We start from the raw sequence: 19,878 nt of genomic DNA on the forward strand, positions 1-19,878 counted from the left end.
TGTCATGAAAGACATGCGTATTGCCTTTATCGGCGCCGGTAACATGGCAGCCAGCCTGATCGGCGGCCTGCGGGCCAAGGGCCTGGACGCTGCGCAGATTCGCGCCAGCGATCCCGGCGCCGAAACCCGCGCCCGCGTCAGCGCCGAACACGGCATTGAAACCTTTGCCGACAACGCCGAGGCCATCCAGGGCGTCGACGTCATTGTGCTGGCGGTCAAGCCCCAGGCCATGAAGACCGTGTGCGAAAGCCTGCGCCCGAGCCTGCAGGCGCATCAGCTGGTGGTGTCCATCGCCGCCGGCATCACCTGCGCCAGCATGAACACCTGGCTCGGTGCCCAACCGATCGTACGTTGCATGCCGAATACGCCGTCCTTGTTGCGCCAGGGCGTGAGCGGCTTGTACGCCACCGCCGACGTCAGCGCCGCACAGCGTGACCAGGCCCAGCAACTGTTATCCGCCGTGGGCATTGCCCTGTGGCTGGCGCAGGAGCAGCAACTGGACGCGGTCACCGCCGTGTCCGGCAGCGGCCCGGCGTACTTCTTCCTGTTGATCGAAGCCATGACCGCCGCCGGCGTGAAACTGGGCCTGCCTGCCGACGTTGCCGAGCAACTGGCCGAGCAAACCGCCCTGGGCGCTGCGAAGATGGCGGTGACCAGCGATGTGGATGCGGCCGAGCTGCGCCGTCGCGTCACGTCCCCGGGCGGCACCACCCATGCCGCCATCGAATCATTCCAGGCCGGCGGCTTTGAAGCCCTGGTGGAAAAAGCACTGGGTGCTGCGGCACACCGTTCCGCCGAAATGGCTGAGCAACTGGGCAAATAGTCGTCACTTACCAAGGTAAACAAACATGCTCGGAATCAATGACGCTGCCATCTTCATCATCCAGACCCTGGGCAGCCTGTACCTGCTGATCGTGCTGATGCGCTTTATCCTGCAACTGGTGCGGGCGAACTTCTACAACCCGTTGTGCCAGTTCGTGGTCAAGGCCACCCAACCGCTGCTCAAGCCGCTGCGCCGGGTGATCCCGAGCCTGTTCGGGCTGGACATGTCGTCGCTGGTACTGGCACTGCTGCTGCAGATCCTGCTGTTCGTGGTGATCCTGATGCTCAATGGCTACCAGGCCTTCACGGTGCTGCTGTTGCCATGGGCGCTGATCGGTATTTTCTCGCTGTTTTTGAAGATCATCTTCTGGTCGATGATCATCAGCGTGATCCTCTCGTGGGTCGCCCCCGGCAGCCGCAGTCCGGGCGCCGAGCTGGTCTACCAGATCACCGAACCGGTGCTGGCGCCGTTCCGCCGCCTGATCCCCAACCTGGGCGGCCTGGATATTTCGCCGATCTTCGCGTTTATCGCGATCCAGCTGATTCAAAGCTGGGTGATTCCACGCCTGGCGTTTTATGCGTTCATGCCTAAAGAACTGTTCGGCCTGATCTGACAATACGCTGGAAAATGTGGGAGGGGGCTTGCCCTAATGCCAGTCAGTTAAGAAGTAGAAAGGGTAAAAGTAACCTGTGGCGAGGGAGCTTGCTCCCGCTGGACTGCGCAGCAGTCCCATTTTTGGGGCCGCTTCGCGGCCCAGCGGGAGCAAGCTCCCTCGCCACAGGTACAGTGTTCGTCCTTAACTGACTGGCATTAGGGCTCGCCCCCTCCCACATTTTGTATCTGTGTACCGGCGCAGGCCTTTGCTTGCCGCTGGGTCCAGTGGTCTTTAGACTTACGCCTCATTTAAACGAGAGCAGGGTCGATGCCAACTGCCTTCCCCCCCGATTCCGTTGGACTGGTCGTGCCCCAAATGGCGCACTTCAGCGAACCCTTGGCCCTGGCCTGCGGCCGTTCGCTGCCTGCCTACGACTTGATCTACGAAACCTACGGCCAACTCAACGCCACGGCGAGCAACGCCGTGCTGATCTGCCACGCCTTGTCCGGCCACCATCATGCTGCGGGCTTCCACAGCGTCGACGAGCGCAAGCCCGGCTGGTGGGACAGCTGCATCGGCCCCGGCAAGCCCATCGACACCAACAAGTTCTTCGTGGTCAGCCTGAACAACCTCGGCGGCTGCAACGGTTCCACCGGCCCCAGCAGCCTCAACCCGGAGACCGGCAAGCCCTTCGGCGCCGACTTCCCGGTACTCACCGTGGAAGACTGGGTGCACAGCCAGGCGCGCCTCGCCGACCGGCTGGGCATCGACCAATGGGCGGCCGTGATCGGTGGCAGCCTGGGCGGCATGCAAGCCCTGCAATGGACCATCACCTACCCGGATCGCGTGCGCCACTGCCTCGCGATCGCCTCGGCGCCCAAGTTGTCGGCGCAGAACATTGCCTTCAACGAAGTGGCGCGCCAGGCCATCCTCACCGACCCGGAGTTCCACGGTGGTTCGTTCCAGGAAGCGGGGGTGATCCCCAAGCGTGGCCTGATGCTGGCGCGGATGGTCGGGCACATCACCTACCTGTCCGATGATTCCATGGGCGAGAAATTCGGCCGTGGCCTCAAGAGCGAGAAGCTCAACTACGACTTCCACAGCGTCGAGTTCCAGGTGGAAAGCTACCTGCGTTATCAGGGCGAGGAGTTCTCCGGGCGTTTCGACGCCAACACCTACCTGCTGATGACCAAGGCGCTGGACTACTTCGACCCGGCCGCGAACTTCAATGACGACCTGGCGAAAACCTTCGAGCAGGCCACGGCCAAGTTCTGCGTGATGTCGTTCACCACTGACTGGCGCTTCTCGCCGGCGCGCTCCCGCGAGCTGGTGGACGCCCTGATGGCTGCACGCAAAGACGTCTGCTACCTGGAGATCGATGCACCGCAAGGCCACGACGCCTTCCTGATTCCGATCCCGCGTTATTTGCAGGCCTTCAGCAACTACATGAACCGCATTACGCTTATATGAATTGCTTACGCTTTGGGAAAACGCCATGAGAGCCGACCTGGAAATCATCCAAGACTGGATCCCCGCCGGCAGCCGCGTGCTCGACCTGGGCTGCGGTGATGGCGAGCTGCTGAGCTGGCTGCGCGACAACAAGCAAGTCACCGGCTACGGCCTGGAAAACGACCCGGACAACATCGCCCAGTGCGTGGCCAAGGGCATCAACGTGATCGAGCAGGACCTGGACAAGGGCCTGGGCAACTTTGCCAGCGACAGCTTCGACATCGTGGTGATGACCCAGGCCCTGCAAGCGGTGCACTACCCGGACCGTATTCTCGACGAAATGCTGCGCGTCGGCCGCCAGTGCATCATCACCTTCCCCAACTTCGGGCACTGGCGCTGCCGCTGGTACCTGGCCACCAAGGGCCGCATGCCGGTGTCGGACTTCCTGCCGTACACCTGGTACAACACGCCGAATATCCACTTCTGCACCTTCGAAGACTTCGAGGCCCTGTGTGGCGAGCGTGAGGCCAAGGTGATCAACCGCCTTGCCGTCGATCAACAACATCGCCACGGCTGGGCGAGTAAGCTATGGCCCAACCTGTTGGGCGAAATCGGTATCTACCGGGTCAGCAGCCCTGGCCTGACCGACCACAAGATTGCCGTCTAATCATTATCAAGAGGGACGCTCATGAGTCGTTTGGCTGTTTTTCTCCTGACCGCCTGCCTGGGCGCCAGCGCCATGGCTGCGGACGCTATCGACGCTAACCGCAAGAAAGACTTCGGCGATATCACCGTTCACTACAACACCTTCACTTCAAGCTTCCTGTCGCCGGAGACCGCCCAGAAAGTCGGCGTGGTGCGCAGCAAGGACAAGGGCTTGATCAATGTGACCGTGATCAAGGGCGTAACCCCCGTCGCGGCCCAGGTGACCGGCACCATCAAGGATTTGGGTGGCAAGAGCGAAATCCTGACGTTCAAGCAGATCGAAGAGAAAGGTGGCGTCAGCTACCTCGCGCCCTACTCCGTGACCCAGCGGGAATACAAGACATTTACCATCAATGTTGAAACCGGCGGCAAAGCCCATGGTTTCCAATTCAACCAAGAACTGTTTCCGGCCGACTGATGAACCTCACTCAACTCGTACTCGCCAGCCATAACGCCGGCAAACTCAAAGAATTGCAGGCCATGCTCGGTGACGCGGTAAAGCTGCGCTCGATCGGTGAGTTCAGCCAGGTCGAGCCGGAAGAAACCGGCCTGTCATTTGTCGAGAACGCCATCCTCAAGGCGCGCAATGCCGCGCGCCTCTCGGGCCTGCCGGCCTTGGCGGACGATTCGGGCCTGGCGGTGGACTACCTCGGTGGCGCACCGGGCATCTATTCGGCGCGTTATGCCGACGGCAAGGGCGATGCGGCCAATAACGCCAAGCTGCTGGAAGCGCTCAAGGATGTGCCGGACGCGATGCGCGGTGCGCAGTTCGTCTGTGTGCTGGCATTGGTGCGCCACGCCGATGACCCCTTGCCGATCCTCTGCGAAGGCTTGTGGCACGGGCGCATCCTGCATGCAGCCAGCGGTGAGCATGGCTTTGGCTACGATCCGCTGTTCTGGGTGCCGGAGCGCAATGTCTCCAGCGCCGAACTGAGTCCGGCCGACAAGAACCAGATCAGCCACCGCGCCCGCGCAATGGATTTGCTGCGCCAACGCCTGAGCCTGAAATGACCCACCACACCCAGGCGCTGCCACTGATCCACGGCGGCGCGCAAACACCCCGGTCGGCGTTGCCTGTGCTGCCGCCCCTGGCGCTGTACATCCACATCCCGTGGTGCGTGCGCAAATGCCCTTATTGCGACTTCAACTCCCATACCGCAAGCACCGTGCTGCCGGAAGAAGCGTATGTGGACGCCTTGCTGGCGGATCTGGACCAGGACCTGCACGCCGTTCATGGCCGCAAACTGAGCTCGATCTTCTTTGGCGGCGGCACCCCGAGCCTGTTCAGCGCCACCGCGTTGGGGCGGCTGCTCGAAGGGGTGCAAGCGCGCATCGCGTTTGCCGACGACATCGAAATCACCCTGGAAGCCAATCCTGGCACCTTCGAACAAGAGAAGTTCGTGGCTTACCGCAAGCTGGGGATCAATCGCCTGTCCATCGGCATCCAGAGCTTCCAGCAGGCCAAGCTCGAAGCCCTGGGCCGCATCCACAACGGCGATGAAGCCATTCGCGCTGCGGGTATGGCGCGCCAGGCCGGGTTCGATAACTTCAACCTGGACCTGATGCACGGCTTGCCCGATCAGTCCCTGGACGACGCCCTGGCCGATCTGCGCCAAGCCATCGCATTGAAGCCGACGCACTTGTCCTGGTACCAGTTGACCCTGGAACCCAACACGGTGTTCTGGAACCAGCCCCCCGCGCTGCCGGAAGACGACACCCTGTGGGACATTCAGGAAGCCGGCCAGGCGCTGCTCGCCGAGCACGGTTACACACAATATGAAGTGTCGGCCTATGCCCAACCCGGTCGACCGGCGCGGCATAACCTCAATTACTGGAGCTTTGGCGACTTCATCGGTATCGGCGCCGGTGCCCACGGCAAGCTCAGCCATCCGGATGGACGCATCGTGCGCACCTGGAAAACCCGCGCACCGAAGGACTACCTCAACCCGGCCAAAAGCTTCCAGGCGGGGGCCAAAGAACTGACCAATGAAGAGCTGCCGTTCGAGTTCCTGATGAACGCCCTGCGCCTCACCGAAGGCGTAGACGCCAGGCTTTACACCGAGCGCACCGGCCTTGACCTGGCGAGCCTCGCCGAAGGCCGCCGCGAGGCAGAACAAAGTGGCTTAATGCAGGTCGAACCGTCACGCCTGGCGGCGACCGACCGCGGGCAACTCTTTCTCAATGACCTGTTGCAGACGTTTTTGAGCTGATCGCTCTTAAGGAAATCGAATGGATTTGGTACTCGACCTGCTCGCCACCGTATCCCGCTGGAGCCGTAGCAACCTGTCGGAAATCTCCCTGGCGCTGGTCGGCTGTTTGCTGGTGCTGTTCGGCGCTGACATCAAGGGCTGGGTCGAAGCCCGCCTGGGCAGCATCGCCGGCGCGTTGCGCGTCCCCCTGATGGCGTTGGTGTGCATGATCGGCAGCGGCGCGGCGCTGATCTACGCCACGCCGTGGATCGTGCGGGGGCTGAGCCAGTTCAATAACTACAGCCTCGCGCCGGTGCTGGTGGTGGTGCTGGTGTTGATTGGCGTCGTCGCCGACCGCCGCTGACCGCAAACCCAACACAAAACAAATGTGGGAGGGGGCTTGCCCCCGATGGCAGGGTGTCAGACAACACATGTTTGGCTGACCCACCGCTATCGGGGGCAAGCCCCTCCCACATTTTTACTGCATTCCAAGCCAATGGCTTATCAGTCGACTTTCTCGAACTTCAAATCCCACACCCCATGCCCCAACTTCTCGCCACGGCGTTCGAACTTGGTGACTGGGCGCTCTGCCGGGCGCGGTACGCATTTGCCGTCTTCGGCCAGGTTGCGGTAGCCGGGGGCGACGTTCATCACGTCCAGCATGTATTCGGCATAGGGCTCCCAGTCGGTGGCCATGTGCAGGATGCCCCCCACTTTCAGCTTGCTGCGCACCAGTTCCGCGAAGGAAGCCTGGACGATGCGACGCTTGTGGTGACGGGCCTTGTGCCATGGGTCGGGGAAGAACAGCATCAGCCGGTCGAGACTGTTGTCGGCAATGCAGCGGTTGAGCACTTCAATCGCGTCGCAGTCGTAGACCCGCAGATTGGTCAGGCCCTGGGTCAGCACGCCGTTCAGCAGCGCGCCGACACCTGGGCGGTGCACTTCTACACCGATGAAATCCTGGTCCGGCGCGGCCGCCGCCATTTCCAGCAGGGAATGGCCCATGCCGAAGCCGATTTCCAGGGACCGCGGGGCCGAGCGACCGAACACCTGGTCGAAGTCCACCGGCGCATCGGCCAGGGGCAACACGAACAGCGACGTGCCTTGCGTCAGGCCTTTTTGCTGGCCTTCGGTCATGCGCCCGGCGCGCATCACGAAGCTCTTGATGCGGCGGTGCTTGGACTCGTCGCCTGCTTCCACGGGGTTCGGCGTTTCGTTTGATTCAGTCATCAATAGCTCTTACTTGATCAGGCCATCCAGCGGCGAAGAGGCGCTGGCATAGAGTTTTTTCGGCATGCGCCCGGCGAGGTAGGCCAGGCGGCCCGCGACGATTGCGTGTTGCATGGCTTCGGCCATCATGATCGGTTGCTGGGCATGGGCAATGGCCGAGTTCATCAGTACCGCGTCGCAGCCCAGCTCCATGGCGATGGTAGCGTCGGAGGCAGTGCCCACGCCCGCATCCACCAGCACCGGGATCCTGGCTTCTTCAAGGATGATCTGCAGGTTGTAAGGGTTGCAGATCCCCAGGCCGGAGCCGATCAGGCCAGCCAGTGGCATCACCGCGATGCAGCCGATTTCCGCCAGCTGGCGGGCGATGATCGGGTCATCGCTGGTGTAGACCATCACGTCAAAGCCTTCCTTGACCAGGGTTTCGGCGGCCTTGAGGGTTTCGATCACGTTGGGGAACAGGGTTTTCTGGTCGGCCAGCACTTCCAGCTTAACCAGGTTGTGGCCGTCGAGCAGCTCACGGGCCAGGCGGCAGGTGCGCACGGCTTCGATGGCGTCAAAGCAGCCAGCGGTGTTCGGCAGGAAGGTGTAGCGGTCCGGCGACAGCACTTCGAGCAGGTTCGGCTCGCCCTCGATCTGGCCGAGGTTGGTGCGACGTACGGCGAAGGTAACGATTTCGGCGCCCGAGGCTTCGATGGCCAGACGGGTTTCTTCCATGTCGCGGTACTTGCCGGTGCCGACCAGCAAACGGGACAGATAGGTACGACCGGCCAGGACGAAGGGCTTGTCGCTACGAACGATGCTCATGGGAAATCCTCGTAATGGGGTGAGGTTCTGCAGAATGCGTTACGGCCGGGGCGACTAGCCGCCGCCGATGGCGTGGACCACTTCGACCTGGTCACCTTCGCTGAGCGCGGTACCTGCGTGCTGGCTGCGCGGGACGATATCCAGGTTGAGTTCCACTGCGACACGGCGCCCGGTGAGGTCCAGGCGGGTCAGCAGGGCCGCGACGGTTTCACCGTCGGGCAGTTCAAGGGGTTCGCCGTTCAACTGAATGCGCATGCCACGGGCCGCCATCGTTTTTAGGGGCCGGCATTCTAACGCGATTGGGCGCTGAAGGTCAGCTTCAAGCGTCAAGCGGTCAGTTGCAGGCGCCAGGCGAGCAAGCCGAGGAAAAACCAGCCGAGCAGAAACGCCAGCCCGCCGAACGGCGTGATGATCCCGAGTTTGCTGATGCCGGTCAGGGTCAACAGATACAGGCTGCCGGAGAACAGCACGATGCCGACCACAAATGAAATGCCCGCCCAGGTGACCAGTCGGCCAGGAATATGCGCGGCCAGCAGCGCCACGCCAAACAACGCCAGGGTGTGCACCAGTTGATACGTCACGCCGGTGTGGAAGATCGCCAGGTAGTCGGCGCTCAGACGGTTCTTCAGGCCATGGGCGGCGAACGCGCCGAGGGCGACACCGGTAAAGCCAAAAAAGGCAGCCAGCATCAGAAAGCTACGCAGCATGAGGAACTCCAGTCAGACTCATCGGGCAGGGTCTGTATAATGGCCCGCTCAACGGGTTCGGCCAAGCCATCTCTATGCTGCGTGTCCTCATCAATCGCTTTCTCAACGTCGTGAAATGGTTCGCCATCGCCAGTGTGCTGCTGGTGCTGCTGTTTCGCGTCGTACCGCCGCCGTTCACTGCGCTGATGGTGGAGCGCAAGGTCGAATCCTGGATCGACGGCGAACCTATCGACCTGCAGCGCAGCTGGGTGGCGTGGGACGAGATTTCCGACGACCTCAAAGTGGCGGTGATGGCCGGTGAAGACCAGCGTTTCCCGCAGCACTGGGGCTTCGACTTTGGCGCGATTCAGGCGGCGATCGTGCATAACGAGCGCGGCGGCACGATTCGCGGCGCCAGCACCTTGAGCCAGCAGGTGTCGAAAAACCTGTTCCTGTGGACCGGCCGCAGTTATCTGCGCAAGGGCCTGGAAGCCTGGTTTACCGGGTTGATCGAAGTGCTGTGGCCCAAGCAGCGCATCCTTGAGGTGTACCTCAACAGCGTGGAGTGGGACGAGGGTGTGTTCGGTGCAGAAGCAGCGGCGCGGCATCATTTTGGAGTGAGCGCCAAAGGGCTGTCGCGTCAGCAGGCCAGCTACCTGGCGGCGGTGTTGCCGAACCCACGGGTGTGGAGTGCCAGCCATCCGACCGCCTATGTGGCGCGGCGCGCGGCGTGGATTCGCCAGCAGATGAGTCAGTTGGGTGGCGAGGGTTATCTGGTCGAGTTGAACAACTCCCGCAAGGCTCCCTGGTCCAACTGACACAATACAAAACAACTGTGGGAGGGGGCTTGCTCCCGATAGCGGTGGATCAGTCACTCATATGTCGACTGACACTCTGCTATCGGGAGCAAGCCCCCTCCCACATTTTGACCGCGTCGCTGATTAGGCGGCGATCGACAGCTTCAGCTTGTTCATCGCGCTTTTCTCAAGCTGACGAATCCGCTCGGCCGACACGTTGTACTTCTGCGCCAGGTCGTGCAGCGTGGCTTTTTCTTCCGCCAGCCAGCGCTGGTAGAGAATGTCACGGCTGCGGTCGTCCAGCACTTCCAGCGCTTCGTGCAGGTTGTGATTGGAGTTGTCGCTCCAGTCGGCGTCTTCCAGTTGACGCGCCGGGTCGTACCGGTGGTCTTCCAGGTAGTTGGCCGGCGATTGGAAGGCGCTGTCGTCGTCTGCTTCGGCAGCCGGATCGAAGGCCATATCATGGCCGGTCAGGCGACTTTCCATCTCGCGCACTTCACGGGGCTCCACGCCGAGGCTTTCGGCCACGCGGTGGACTTCCTCGTTGTTCAGCCACGCCAGGCGTTTCTTCTGGCTGCGCAGGTTGAAGAACAGCTTGCGCTGGGCCTTGGTGGTCGCGACTTTCACGATGCGCCAGTTGCGCAGGATGAACTCGTGGATTTCCGCCTTGATCCAGTGCACAGCAAAAGACACCAGGCGCACACCCATTTCCGGGTTGAAGCGCTTCACCGCCTTCATCAGGCCGACGTTGCCTTCCTGAATCAGGTCAGCCTGGGCCAGGCCGTAGCCGCTATAGCTACGGGCGATATGTACGACAAAACGCAGGTGGGCGAGCACCATCTGCCGAGCCGCCCCCAAATCCTGCTCATAGTAGAGACTCTCGGCCAGTTCACGCTCCTGCTCGGGCGTCAGCAAGGGAATGCTGTTTACCGTGTGCACATAGGCTTCCAGGTTCGCACCCGGGACCAAGGCATAAGCAGGTTGCAAAGAAGTGGTCATACGAAAAAACCTCCGACTCACATAACTCGTGCAGTTCAGCACTGCGAAAATTGACCGGGGAACCGTAGGACAAGTTCCCTAAACTGCTGACAAGGTCAATACAAACGAAACTACATTACCCTGACATTAACTACTTCGGTGCCAGCTCACGTAAGTGCCGTGCCACCGCAATCCACGCACCGATATACCCCAACAATACCGCGCCAAGCAAGAGGCTCAGACCATCGGCTACCGGCACCCCTGCCAGGGCAAAATCGCTGCCGTACAAGCCGGCAAGCCCGATAACCGCATCGTTCAGCCAGTCCAGGCCAAAAGCCAGCACGCCCCAGGACAAAATCCCGGCACCTAAGCCATAAAGCGCGCCCATGTACAGAAAAGGACGACGCACATAGCTGTCCGTGCCGCCGACCAGTTTAATCACTTCTATCTCGGTGCGGCGGTTTTCAATATGAAGACGAATGGTATTACCTATCACCAAAAGTAATGCAGACACCAACAGCACCGTCAAACCGAACACGAAGCGGTCGCCCAGCTTGAGGATCGCGGCCAGGCGCTCTACCCAGACTAGATCAAGTTGCGCTTGTTGCACCTTGGGCATCTCTGCGAGTTTTTGTCGCAGGGCTTCCAGGGCCGGCTTGTCCACTTCATTGGGCGTCACCAGCACCACACCCGGCAGCGGGTTCTGCGGCAGCTCTTTAAGCGCCTCGCCCAGGCCGGATTGTTGCTGGAACTCTTCCAGCGCCTGATCGCGGCTGATGTATTCGGCATCCGCCACCCCTGGCAGGTTCTTGATCTCGTCGCGCAGCCCTTCGCCGTCCTTGGCGCTGGCGTCGAGGTTCAGGTACAGGGAAATCTGCGCCGCGCGCTGCCAGGAACCGCCCAGGCGCTCCACATTATTAAGCAGCAATGACAAGCCCATTGGCAGGCTCAGGGCCACGGCCATCACCATGCAGGTGAAAAAGCTGCCGATCGGCTGCTTGCCCAAGCGACGCAAGCTGTCGAGCAGGCTGGCACGATGGCTTTCGATCCAGGCACGCAACAGGGTGCCGAAGTCCGGGCCGTCGTCATCGTCGTGTTTTTTCTTTTTCGGTTGCGGGTCGGCCGGTTTCGGCGCCACGCGTTCGGATACTTTAGGGCTGCGTGTTGCACTCATACGCCGGCCTCCCCGTCGCCGATCAAACGACCGCGTTGCAGGGTCAGCATGCGATGGCGCATGCGCGCAATCAGCGCCAGGTCGTGGCTGGCGATCAACACGCTGGTGCCCAGCCGGTTGATGTCTTCGAACACCCCCATGATCTCGGCCGCCAGGCGCGGATCGAGGTTACCGGTGGGTTCATCCGCCAGCAGCAAGGCCGGACGGTGGACGATGGCCCGCGCGATACCGACGCGCTGTTGCTGGCCGGTGGACAAATCGCCGGGGTAGAGGTCGGTCTTGTCCGACAAGGCCACGCGCTCCAGGGCTGAATCCACGCGCTTGACGATCTCGGCCTTGGACAGCCCGAGAATCTGCAGGGGCAAGGCAATGTTGTTGAACACCGTGCGGTCGAACAGCAACTGGTGGTTCTGGAATACCACGCCGATCTGACGGCGCAGGAACGGGATCTGCGCATTGCTGATGGTGGCCAGGTCCTGGCCCGCCAGCAGCAGCTTGCCGGTGGTCGGGCGCTCCATGGCCAGCAGCAGGCGCAATAAGGTGCTCTTACCGGCGCCGGAATGCCCGGTCACGAACAAAAACTCGCCCCGCCGTACTCGAAAGCTCAGCTCATGCAAGCCCACATGCCCGTTGGCGTAGCGTTTACCGACCTGTTCGAATCGAATCATGAACGCTCCCGCTCGGCAAACAGTGCCTGTACAAAGGGTTCGGCTTCAAAAGTGCGCAGGTCGTCGATGCCTTCACCGACGCCGATATAACGAATCGGCAACCCGAACTGCTTGGCCAGGGCGAAAATCACACCGCCCTTGGCCGTGCCGTCGAGCTTAGTCAATGCCAGGCCGGTCAGTTGCACCGTCTGGTTGAATTGTTTGGCCTGACTGATGGCGTTCTGCCCGGTACCGGCGTCCAGCACCAGCAGTACCTCATGCGGGGCGTCGGCGTCGAGCTTGCCGATCACGCGGCGGACTTTCTTCAGCTCTTCCATCAAATTGTCTTTGGTGTGCAGGCGGCCGGCGGTGTCGGCGATCAGCACATCGATGTTCCGGGCCTTGGCTGCCTGCACGGCATCGAAAATCACCGACGCGGAGTCGGCACCGGTGTGCTGGGCGATCACCGGGATCTTGTTGCGCTCGCCCCACACTTGCAGTTGCTCAACGGCAGCGGCACGGAAGGTGTCGCCGGCGGCGAGCATGACTTTCTTGCCTTCGGACTGCAGTTTTTTCGCCAACTTGCCAATGGTGGTGGTCTTGCCGGCGCCGTTGACGCCTACCACCAGGATCACGAACGGCTTCTTCGGGGTGATCACCAGCGGCGCTTCAACGGGTTTAAGCATGGCGGCCAGCTCGGCCTGCAAGGATTTGTATAACGCGTCGGCGTCAGTCAGCTGCTTGCGGGCGACCTTCTGGGTCAGGCTCTGGATGATCACGGCGGTGGCTTCGACGCCCACGTCTGCAGTGAGCAGGCGGGTTTCGATGTCTTCCAGCAGCTCGTCATCGATGGTCTTCTTGCCGAGGAACAGGCTGGCCATGCCCTCGCCGATACTGGCGCTGGTTTTGCTCAGACCTTGCTTGAGACGGGTGAAAAAGCCGGTTTTGCTGGTTTCAGCGGCGGGTTCTTCGATGACGGCAGGCGCGGGGGCCTCGACGGCGGGTGGCGTCTGCACGACTGTTGCTACGGGTTCAACCACCGTAGGAATAGGCGGCGCTACGTGCTCAACCTGCACATCTTCAACCAGCGCCACCGGCTCCTCAGCCACCGGCAGTTGCGGCCACGGCTTGTGCTCTGGCTCTGGCTCTGGCTCTGGCTCGACCGCAGGCTGCAGCACCGGCTCGGCCATCGGCAACACCGTCGGCGCCGGTGTTTCGGCAACCGGCTCGGCTTCTACTATAGGCTCAGGGATAGGTTCAGGTTGAACCTGTGGCTGTTCGACGACGGTTTCCTGCGGCTTTTTGCGCAGCCATCCGAACAGGCCTTTCTTCTCGCCAGCCGCAGCTGGGGTCTTCTTGTCGTCGTTGGAACCAAACATGGAGACGGCTATCTCAAGGTAGCGACGCGCCAGCAGGCGCTTCGGTAAATAAAATTCGATGCGTAACAGACTGTTTTTTAGCCAGCTCGTTCATGCGCAACATTTTGAAGGCCTAAATAGGGCCTCAACAAGACAGCCGCAGTGGCCGCCCCTAAGTCGGATCGGTATCCTAGCACCTCCTCGCCCGCCGACGCTAAGACCAAGCGGGCAGTCCAACAGGTTAAAAAACGAATGAATGCTCTAGCCCGCCGCGCCGCAGGCCTGCTGCTCAGCACAGTTTGTCTGCCCTTTTCAGCTTTGGCTGCCGACCCACAACCCACCCACGAATTCACCCTCGACAACGGCCTCAAGGTGGTCGTGCGCGAAGATCATCGCGCGCCGGTGGTGGTTTCCCAGGTCTGGTACAAGGTCGGCTCGAGCTACGAAACCCCGGGCCAGACCGGTTTGTCCCATGCCCTGGAACATATGATGTTCAAGGGCAGCGCCAAGGTCGGCCCCGGCGAAGCCTCGCTGATCCTGCGCGACCTGGGCGCTGAAGAAAACGCCTTCACCAGTGACGACTACACCGCTTATTACCAGGTGCTGGCCCGTGACCGCCTGGGCGTGGCCTTCGAACTGGAAGCCGACCGCATGGCCAGCCTGCGCCTGCCGGCCGATGAGTTCAGCCGCGAAATCGAGGTCATCAAGGAAGAGCGCCGCCTGCGCACCGACGACAACCCGATGTCCAAGGCCTATGAACGCTTCAAGGCCATGGCCTTCCCGGCCAGCGGCTATCACACGCCCACCATCGGCTGGATGGCTGACCTTGAGCGCATGAAGGTCGAGGAACTGCGCCACTGGTACCAGGCCTGGTACGTGCCGAACAACGCGACCCTGGTAGTGGTCGGCGACGTCACGCCGGACGAGGTGAAAAACCTGGCCCAGCGCTACTTCGGCCCGATCCCCAAGCGTGACGTCCCGCCAGCCAAGGTCCCGATGGAGCTGGCCGAGCCCGGCGAGCGCCTGCTGACCCTGCACGTGCAAACCCAGCTGCCCAGCGTGTTCCTCGGTTTCAACGTGCCGAGCCTGGCCACTGCCGAGGACAAGCGCTCGGTACAAGCCCTGCGCCTGATCTCGGCCCTGCTCGACGGCGGTTACAGCGCGCGTATCTCCGAGCAGTTGGAGCGGGGTGAAGAACTTGTCTCCGCCGCGTCCACCGATTATGACGCCTTCACTCGCGGCGACACGCTGTTCATGCTGACCGCCACGCCCAACCAGCAGAAGAAAAAGACCGTCGCCCAAGCCGAAGCCGGCCTGTGGCGCCTGCTGGAAGAGCTCAAAGCCAAGCCGCCAACCGTCGAAGAGCTGGAACGCATCCGCGCCCAGGTGATTGCGGGCGTGGTCTACCAGCGCGACTCCATCACCGCCCAGGCCACGGCGATCGGCTCGCTGGAGACCGTCGGCCTGTCCTGGAAGCTGATGGACACTGAGCTTGCCGACCTGCAAAGCGTCACCCCAGAAGATATCCAGAAGGCTGCACGCACCTATTTCACCCGCGAACGTCTGAGCGTCGCCCATGTTTTGCCTGAGGAGACCGCTCATGAGTGACCGCAAGAGCAACCGCCTGATTCTGCCCGGCCTGATCGCCGTCACCTTGATCGCGGCCGGTGCCGTGTACCTGTTGCGCCCGAGCGAGTCGGTCGCCAGCCAGGCACTGGACAAGGCCCAAACGGCCAACACACTGCAATCGCTGGCTGAACTGGACGGCAAGGCGCCGACCAACCGCAAGCTCGACGTGCAAACCTGGACCACCGCCGAAGGCGCCAAGGTGCTGTTCGTCGAAGCCCATGAACTGCCGATGTTCGACGTGCGCATCCTGTTCGCCGCCGGCAGCAGCCAGGACGGCAACGTGCCGGGCCTGGCCTTGATGACCAACGCCATGCTCAACGAAGGCGTGCCGGGCAAGGACGTCAGCCAGATCGCCAGCGGCTTTGAAGGCCTGGGGGCCGACTTTGGCAATGGCGCCTATCGCGATATGGCCCTGGTGTCCCTGCGCAGCTTGAGCGACAGCGACAAACGCGATGCCGCACTCGCGCTGTTCGATGACGTGATCGGCAAGCCGACCTTCCCGGCCGACTCACTGGCACGCATCAAGAATCAGATCCTGGCCGGCTTCGAATACCAGAAACAGAATCCCGCCAAGCTGGCGAGCATCGAGTTGTTCAAGCGCCTGTACGGCGACCATCCGTATGCCCACCCAAGCGAAGGCACGCCAGAAAGCGTGCCGGCGATTACCGTGCAACAGCTGCAGGCATTCCACGCCAAGGCTTATGCGGCAGGCAATGCAGTGATCGCGGTGGTGGGCGACCTGACCCGCGCCGAAGCCGAAGCCATGACCGCCAAGGTCTCTACCGCGTTGCCCAAGGGCCCGGCCCTGGCGAAGATTGCCCAGCCAACCGAGCCAAAGGCCGGCCTGAGCCGCATCGAGTTTCCCTCCAAGCAGACCCACCTGCTGTTTGCCCAGTTGGGCATCGATCGCGCCGACCCGGACTACGCTGCACTGTCCCTGGGCAACCAGATTCTGGGCGGCGGCGGTTTCGGCACACGGTTGATGAGCGAAGTGCGTGAAAAGCGCGGCCTTACCTACGGCGTGTACTCCGGCTTCTCGCCGATGCAGGTGCGCGGCCCGTTCATGATCAACCTGCAAACCCGCGCCGAAATGAGCGGCGGCACGCTGCGCCTGGTCGAAGACGTCGTGGCCGACTACCTCAAGACCGGCCCTACCCAGAAGGAGCTGGATGATGCCAAGCGTGAACTGGCCGGCAGCTTCCCGCTGTCCACCGCGAGCAACGCCGATATCGTCGGGCAGCTTGGCGCCATGGGTTTCTATAACCTGCCGCTGAGCTATCTGGAGGATTTCATGAAACAATCCCAGGCCCTGACCGTGGAGCAGGTCAAGGCTGCAATGAACAAACACTTGAGCGCCGACAAGATGGTCATCGTGACCGCCGGCCCGACGATTGCGCAAAAGCCACTACCGCCCCCCACTGATAAACCTGCCGAGCAACCGCTCGGGGTTCCGGAGCATTAATGGCCAGTTCATCTCGCCCGAAAAAACCTGTCCACAACGTACATAACGGTGTGGGCCAACTGCGCATCATTGGCGGTGAATGGGGCAGCCGCAAGCTGAGCTTCCCCGACGTCGTGGGCCTGCGCCCGACGCCAGATCGCGTGCGCGAAACCTTGTTCAACTGGCTTGCGCCCTACATCGGCGGCGCCAAGGTGCTCGACCCGTTTGCGGGCAGTGGCGCGCTGTTCCTGGAGGCGCTGTCCCGTGGCGCCTCCCAGGCCCAGGCGCTGGATGCGAGCAATGTGGCGGTGTCCAGCCTCAAGGAACACTTGGGCACGTTGCGCTGCACCAACGGCCAGGTTCAGACCGCCGACGCCTTGCGCTACCTGGAAACCCAGGCGGCCAGCGAATACGACGTGGTGTTCCTCGACCCACCGTTCAACCAGAACCTGCTGCCGACCGTGTGTGCATTGCTGGAAGAACGCCAATGGTTGGCGCCGGATGCGTGGGTCTACACTGAAAGCGAGACAGCGCCGTCGACGCTCGGCCTGCCGGGGAGCTGGCGCTTGCACCGCGAGCAGAAGTCCGGGCGGGTTTATTACGCGTTGTGGCACCGCACCCTGTAGGAGCGAGCTTGTCAGGCAGCGAGTATTTCATGACGGCATCTGTGGACCGCTTCACCCCCGCCTTCGGCCTCGGCAACCCCCATCTGCAAACGCTGTGGGGGCCGCTATGGCGTCCCACCACGCATATCGAGCGTCAGCGCGAACGCCTGTGGCTGGAGGACGGCGACTTTCTGGACCTCGACTGGCACGGCCCACATGACGTGCACGCGCCTCTGGTGCTGGTGCTGCACGGGCTGACCGGTTCGTCCAATTCGCCCTACGTGGCCGGCCTGCAAAAGGCGCTCGCGGCCCAAGGCTGGGCCAGCGCAGCCTTGAACTGGCGCGGTTGCTCAGGCGAGCCGAATTTGTTGGCCCGCAGCTACCATTCCGGTGCCAGCGAAGATCTGGCGGCAGCGATCGCCCATCTGCGTGCCAAGCGGCCGTTGGCGCCGTTATATGCGGTGGGTTATTCCTTGGGCGGCAACGTATTGCTCAAGCACCTGGGGGAAACCGGCGACGCCTCCGGGCTGCAAGGCGCGGCGGCGGTATCGGTGCCGTTTCGCCTGGATCAATGCGCGGATCGCATCGGGATTGGCTTTTCGCGGGTGTATCAGAAGCACTTTATGCGCGAGATGCTGGCTTATATCCGCGTCAAGCAACGCCAGTTTTTGCAGGACGGCCGACAAGACGGGCTCAACACCCTGGAGGCGTTGGGTCCGTTGGAGAAAATGCGCACGTTCTGGGATTTCGATGGCCGGGTCACCGCGCCGCTGCACGGTTTCCTCAGCGCCGAGGACTACTACCGCCGCGCCTCGAGTCGCTACTACCTGGGCGCTATCCGCACGCCGACGTTGATTATCCAGGCGGCTGATGACCCGTTCGTGTTTGCCCACAGTTTGCCCGAGGCCAGTGAGCTATCAGACTGTACCGAGTTCGAGCTGACGGCCAAGGGCGGGCATGTGGGGTTTGTAGAGGGTTCGCTGAAACGCCCCGGCTACTACCTGGAACGCCGCATCCCCCAATGGCTACTGGCACAACACGGATAAAAATGTGGGAGGGAGCAAGCCCCCTCCCACATTTTGATTGGGTTCGCAGGCCGATTGCTCAATCGCCTGTGGCCACTTCCCGCTTGGGATCCGTAATCCACTCACTCCAAGATCCCGCATACAACTTGCCCAACGGATACCCCGCCAAGCCCAACGCAAACAGGTTATGACACGCTGTCACACCCGAACCGCAATACGCCACCAGCTCATCCGGCGACCGGCCCTGCAACTGCGCAGCAAAACGCTGTTTGAGCTGCCCAGCCGGCAAAAAGCGCCCATCACTGCCCAGGTTTTCATTGAAGGCCGCGCATTGAGCGCCTGGAATATGCCCGGCGATCGGGTCGATTGGCTCCACATCGCCACGAAAACGCGCCTGGGCGCGAGCATCGATCAACGTCATGTCCGGTTCGCCCAGGCGTTTCTGTAACTGCTCGGCATCGAGCACCAATCGATTATCCGGCGTACCGGCAAACGTGCCTGGTTCAATCACCGGCGCATCCAGGCTCAATGGGAAGCCCGCCGCGTGCCACGCCTTGAGGCCGCCATCCAGGATAAACACACCCTCGCGCTTGCCGAGCCAGGCCAGCAACCACCATGCCCGAGCCGCAAAGGCCCCTGGGCCGTCGTCATACAGCACCACGTCGGTATCAGCGCTGATGCCCCACGCCTGCAATTGCTGAATGAAGGCGTGCGCCGCGGGCAGCGGGTGACGGCCGGTCACGCCCTTGATCACCGGGCCGCTGAGATGGCGCTCCAGGTCGGCATATTGCGCCCCTTCGATATGCCCTTCGGCATAGCTGCACAGGCCGTAATCGGGGTCTTCCAGGGCGAAACGGCAATCGAGGATCACCAGCCCGGCCGACGTTTGGCGCTCGGCTAATGCCTGGGGGCTGATCAGTTGGGCAAGCGGCATGACTGACTCCTGTGCATACAAAGGGGAAAGGTCTTACTTCACTTCTTCCAATGCCTGGTTCAATGGCACGTAAAACTCTTTGAACAACCCATCCACCGCCGTTTTTGCCTGAGGCGTGACAAACCCTGCCTCCAGCACCAGCACCTGATAGACCCCACGTTTTATCGCTTCGGCGCTCAAATGGGTGGAATTTTCATTGGTGGTGCACAGGAAACGCACCCACGAGGTGAGGATGATCCAGGCATTGAGGGTCAGGGCCTCGGTTTGCACCGGGTCCATCGTGAGGATGCCGGCGTCGACAAAGCCCTGGTAGATTGCCCCGCCCTGGATCAGGCAGCGCTGGGAGAACCGCCGATAGCCCGTGGCCAGCTCGGGGTCGCTTTCCAATAAATGTTCGAGGTCGCGGTGCAGGAAGCGGTAGCGCCACATGCCGGCCAGTACCGCCTGCAGGTAAAAGCGTTTGTCTTCCACCACCATCGCCCGCCCCTGGGGCGGGCGTAGGAAACTGTCCACCAACGCTTCGTATTCACGGAACAGCACGGCGATAATCGCCTGCTTATTGGGGAAGTGGTAGTACAGGTTGCCCGGGGAAATCTCCATATGGGCAGCGATATGGTTGGTGCTGACACTGCGCTCGCCCTGCTGGTTAAAAAGCTCCAGGCTGGTTTGCACAATTCGCTCGCTGGTCTTTACTCGTGGTGCCATAGGGCTCAGCTTCCAAACACGGGATTGGGCATCTTACGGCCTATCCGGATCAGGATAAATCTGGTTGTTACTGCAATGTTATTTGACAATTTAGAGTAATGACT

General features: G+C 61.8%; 23 protein-coding genes. 13 read left to right on the forward strand and 10 right to left on the reverse strand.

Features of this window, described 5'->3' with window-relative positions; genetic code table 11:
- The first annotated feature begins 4 nt into the window (after positions 1–4).
- The 8 genes from proC (at position 5) to C4J85_RS25645 (ending at position 6,125) form a co-directional block, all read left to right on the forward strand.
- Entirely contained in the window at positions 5–823 is an 819-nt protein-coding gene (gene proC, locus C4J85_RS25610) for a pyrroline-5-carboxylate reductase (RefSeq protein ID WP_124410995.1), read from the forward strand.
- A 25-nt stretch (positions 824–848) separates the two neighbouring features.
- A complete protein-coding gene (locus C4J85_RS25615) occupies positions 849–1,436 on the forward strand; it encodes a YggT family protein (protein ID WP_124364807.1) in 588 nt (195 codons plus the stop codon).
- 309 nt (positions 1,437–1,745) lie between these two features.
- Positions 1,746–2,888, forward strand: coding sequence for a homoserine O-acetyltransferase (locus tag C4J85_RS25620; RefSeq protein ID WP_124410996.1), 1,143 nt, complete (start codon positions 1,746–1,748; stop codon positions 2,886–2,888).
- 25 nt (positions 2,889–2,913) lie between these two features.
- Positions 2,914–3,534 carry a methionine biosynthesis protein MetW gene (metW, locus tag C4J85_RS25625; protein ID WP_124364809.1) on the forward strand — a complete coding sequence of 207 codons (621 nt, stop codon included), beginning with the start codon at positions 2,914–2,916 and terminating at the stop codon, positions 3,532–3,534.
- Between the two features lie 21 nt (positions 3,535–3,555).
- Entirely contained in the window at positions 3,556–3,990 is a 435-nt protein-coding gene (locus tag C4J85_RS25630) for a DUF4426 domain-containing protein (protein WP_124372171.1), read from the forward strand.
- A complete protein-coding gene (rdgB, locus tag C4J85_RS25635; RefSeq protein WP_164487891.1) occupies positions 3,987–4,583 on the forward strand; it encodes an RdgB/HAM1 family non-canonical purine NTP pyrophosphatase in 597 nt (198 codons plus the stop codon). Before C4J85_RS25630 ends, rdgB begins: the two co-directional genes overlap by 4 nt.
- Positions 4,580–5,782, forward strand: coding sequence for a radical SAM family heme chaperone HemW (gene hemW, locus C4J85_RS25640; RefSeq protein ID WP_124410998.1), 1,203 nt, complete (start codon positions 4,580–4,582; stop codon positions 5,780–5,782). The genes rdgB and hemW overlap by 4 nt, the downstream gene beginning before the upstream one ends.
- A 19-nt stretch (positions 5,783–5,801) precedes the next feature.
- Positions 5,802–6,125 carry a DUF3392 domain-containing protein gene (locus tag C4J85_RS25645; RefSeq protein ID WP_016972961.1) on the forward strand — a complete coding sequence of 108 codons (324 nt, stop codon included), beginning with the start codon at positions 5,802–5,804 and terminating at the stop codon, positions 6,123–6,125.
- A 140-nt stretch (positions 6,126–6,265) separates the two neighbouring features.
- On the opposite strand, the gene trmB is transcribed toward C4J85_RS25645, so the two are convergent.
- From trmB to C4J85_RS25665, 4 genes are all read right to left on the reverse strand, one after another.
- Positions 6,266–6,991 carry a tRNA (guanosine(46)-N7)-methyltransferase TrmB gene (gene trmB / locus C4J85_RS25650; RefSeq protein WP_124410999.1) on the reverse strand — a complete coding sequence of 242 codons (726 nt, stop codon included), beginning with the start codon at positions 6,989–6,991 and terminating at the stop codon, positions 6,266–6,268.
- Positions 6,992–7,000: 9 nt separating this feature from the next.
- Positions 7,001–7,795: a thiazole synthase gene (locus C4J85_RS25655; protein WP_124411000.1), complete on the reverse strand. Its 795-nt coding sequence runs from the start codon at positions 7,793–7,795 to the stop codon at positions 7,001–7,003.
- A 54-nt stretch (positions 7,796–7,849) separates the two neighbouring features.
- Positions 7,850–8,050: a sulfur carrier protein ThiS gene (gene thiS, locus C4J85_RS25660; RefSeq protein WP_104505352.1), complete on the reverse strand. Its 201-nt coding sequence runs from the start codon at positions 8,048–8,050 to the stop codon at positions 7,850–7,852.
- Between the two features lie 71 nt (positions 8,051–8,121).
- Positions 8,122–8,502: a DUF423 domain-containing protein gene (locus tag C4J85_RS25665; RefSeq protein ID WP_124364815.1), complete on the reverse strand. Its 381-nt coding sequence runs from the start codon at positions 8,500–8,502 to the stop codon at positions 8,122–8,124.
- Between the two features lie 74 nt (positions 8,503–8,576).
- Here C4J85_RS25665 and mtgA point away from each other — a divergent pair, with 74 nt between their 5' ends.
- Positions 8,577–9,299, forward strand: coding sequence for a monofunctional biosynthetic peptidoglycan transglycosylase (mtgA, locus tag C4J85_RS25670; RefSeq protein WP_124411001.1), 723 nt, complete (start codon positions 8,577–8,579; stop codon positions 9,297–9,299).
- Positions 9,300–9,422: 123 nt separating this feature from the next.
- On the opposite strand, the gene rpoH is transcribed toward mtgA, so the two are convergent.
- The 4 genes from rpoH to ftsY form a co-directional block, all read right to left on the reverse strand.
- On the reverse strand, positions 9,423–10,277 hold the full coding sequence (rpoH, locus tag C4J85_RS25675) for an RNA polymerase sigma factor RpoH (protein ID WP_003176698.1): 855 nt from the start codon (positions 10,275–10,277) through the stop codon (positions 9,423–9,425).
- 130 nt (positions 10,278–10,407) lie between these two features.
- Entirely contained in the window at positions 10,408–11,430 is a 1,023-nt protein-coding gene (ftsX, locus tag C4J85_RS25680; protein ID WP_124411002.1) for a permease-like cell division protein FtsX, read from the reverse strand.
- Positions 11,427–12,098 (reverse strand): cell division ATP-binding protein FtsE, encoded by a 672-nt coding sequence (ftsE, locus tag C4J85_RS25685; RefSeq protein ID WP_003213784.1) that lies wholly within the window; start codon positions 12,096–12,098, stop codon positions 11,427–11,429. Before ftsE ends, ftsX begins: the two co-directional genes overlap by 4 nt.
- Positions 12,095–13,456, reverse strand: a complete 1,362-nt coding sequence (ftsY, locus tag C4J85_RS25690) for a signal recognition particle-docking protein FtsY (RefSeq protein WP_124411003.1) — start codon at positions 13,454–13,456, stop codon at positions 12,095–12,097. The genes ftsE and ftsY overlap by 4 nt, the downstream gene beginning before the upstream one ends.
- Before the next feature lie 231 nt (positions 13,457–13,687).
- On the opposite strand from ftsY, the gene C4J85_RS25695 reads away from it, so the two are divergent.
- Genes C4J85_RS25695 through C4J85_RS25710 form a run of 4 tightly spaced genes read left to right on the forward strand, consistent with a single transcriptional unit; the run spans position 13,688 to position 18,156 of the window.
- On the forward strand, positions 13,688–15,043 hold the full coding sequence (locus C4J85_RS25695) for a pitrilysin family protein (RefSeq protein WP_124408430.1): 1,356 nt from the start codon (positions 13,688–13,690) through the stop codon (positions 15,041–15,043).
- Positions 15,036–16,526, forward strand: a complete 1,491-nt coding sequence (locus C4J85_RS25700) for a pitrilysin family protein (RefSeq protein WP_124411004.1) — start codon at positions 15,036–15,038, stop codon at positions 16,524–16,526. Before C4J85_RS25695 ends, C4J85_RS25700 begins: the two co-directional genes overlap by 8 nt.
- Positions 16,526–17,131: a 16S rRNA (guanine(966)-N(2))-methyltransferase RsmD gene (gene rsmD, locus C4J85_RS25705; protein ID WP_124364821.1), complete on the forward strand. Its 606-nt coding sequence runs from the start codon at positions 16,526–16,528 to the stop codon at positions 17,129–17,131. The genes C4J85_RS25700 and rsmD overlap by 1 nt, the downstream gene beginning before the upstream one ends.
- 29 nt (positions 17,132–17,160) lie before the next feature.
- Positions 17,161–18,156, forward strand: a complete 996-nt coding sequence (locus C4J85_RS25710; RefSeq protein WP_124368707.1) for a hydrolase — start codon at positions 17,161–17,163, stop codon at positions 18,154–18,156.
- Between the two features lie 58 nt (positions 18,157–18,214).
- On the opposite strand, the gene C4J85_RS25715 is transcribed toward C4J85_RS25710, so the two are convergent.
- On the reverse strand, positions 18,215–19,069 hold the full coding sequence (locus C4J85_RS25715) for a sulfurtransferase (protein WP_124411005.1): 855 nt from the start codon (positions 19,067–19,069) through the stop codon (positions 18,215–18,217).
- 33 nt (positions 19,070–19,102) lie between these two features.
- On the reverse strand, positions 19,103–19,774 hold the full coding sequence (locus tag C4J85_RS25720) for a TetR/AcrR family transcriptional regulator (RefSeq protein ID WP_124368709.1): 672 nt from the start codon (positions 19,772–19,774) through the stop codon (positions 19,103–19,105).
- Positions 19,775–19,878 lie beyond the last annotated feature (104 nt).

The sequence above is a fragment of the Pseudomonas sp. R4-34-07 genome (genome assembly GCF_003852375.1).
Lineage (GTDB): Bacteria > Pseudomonadota > Gammaproteobacteria > Pseudomonadales > Pseudomonadaceae > Aquipseudomonas.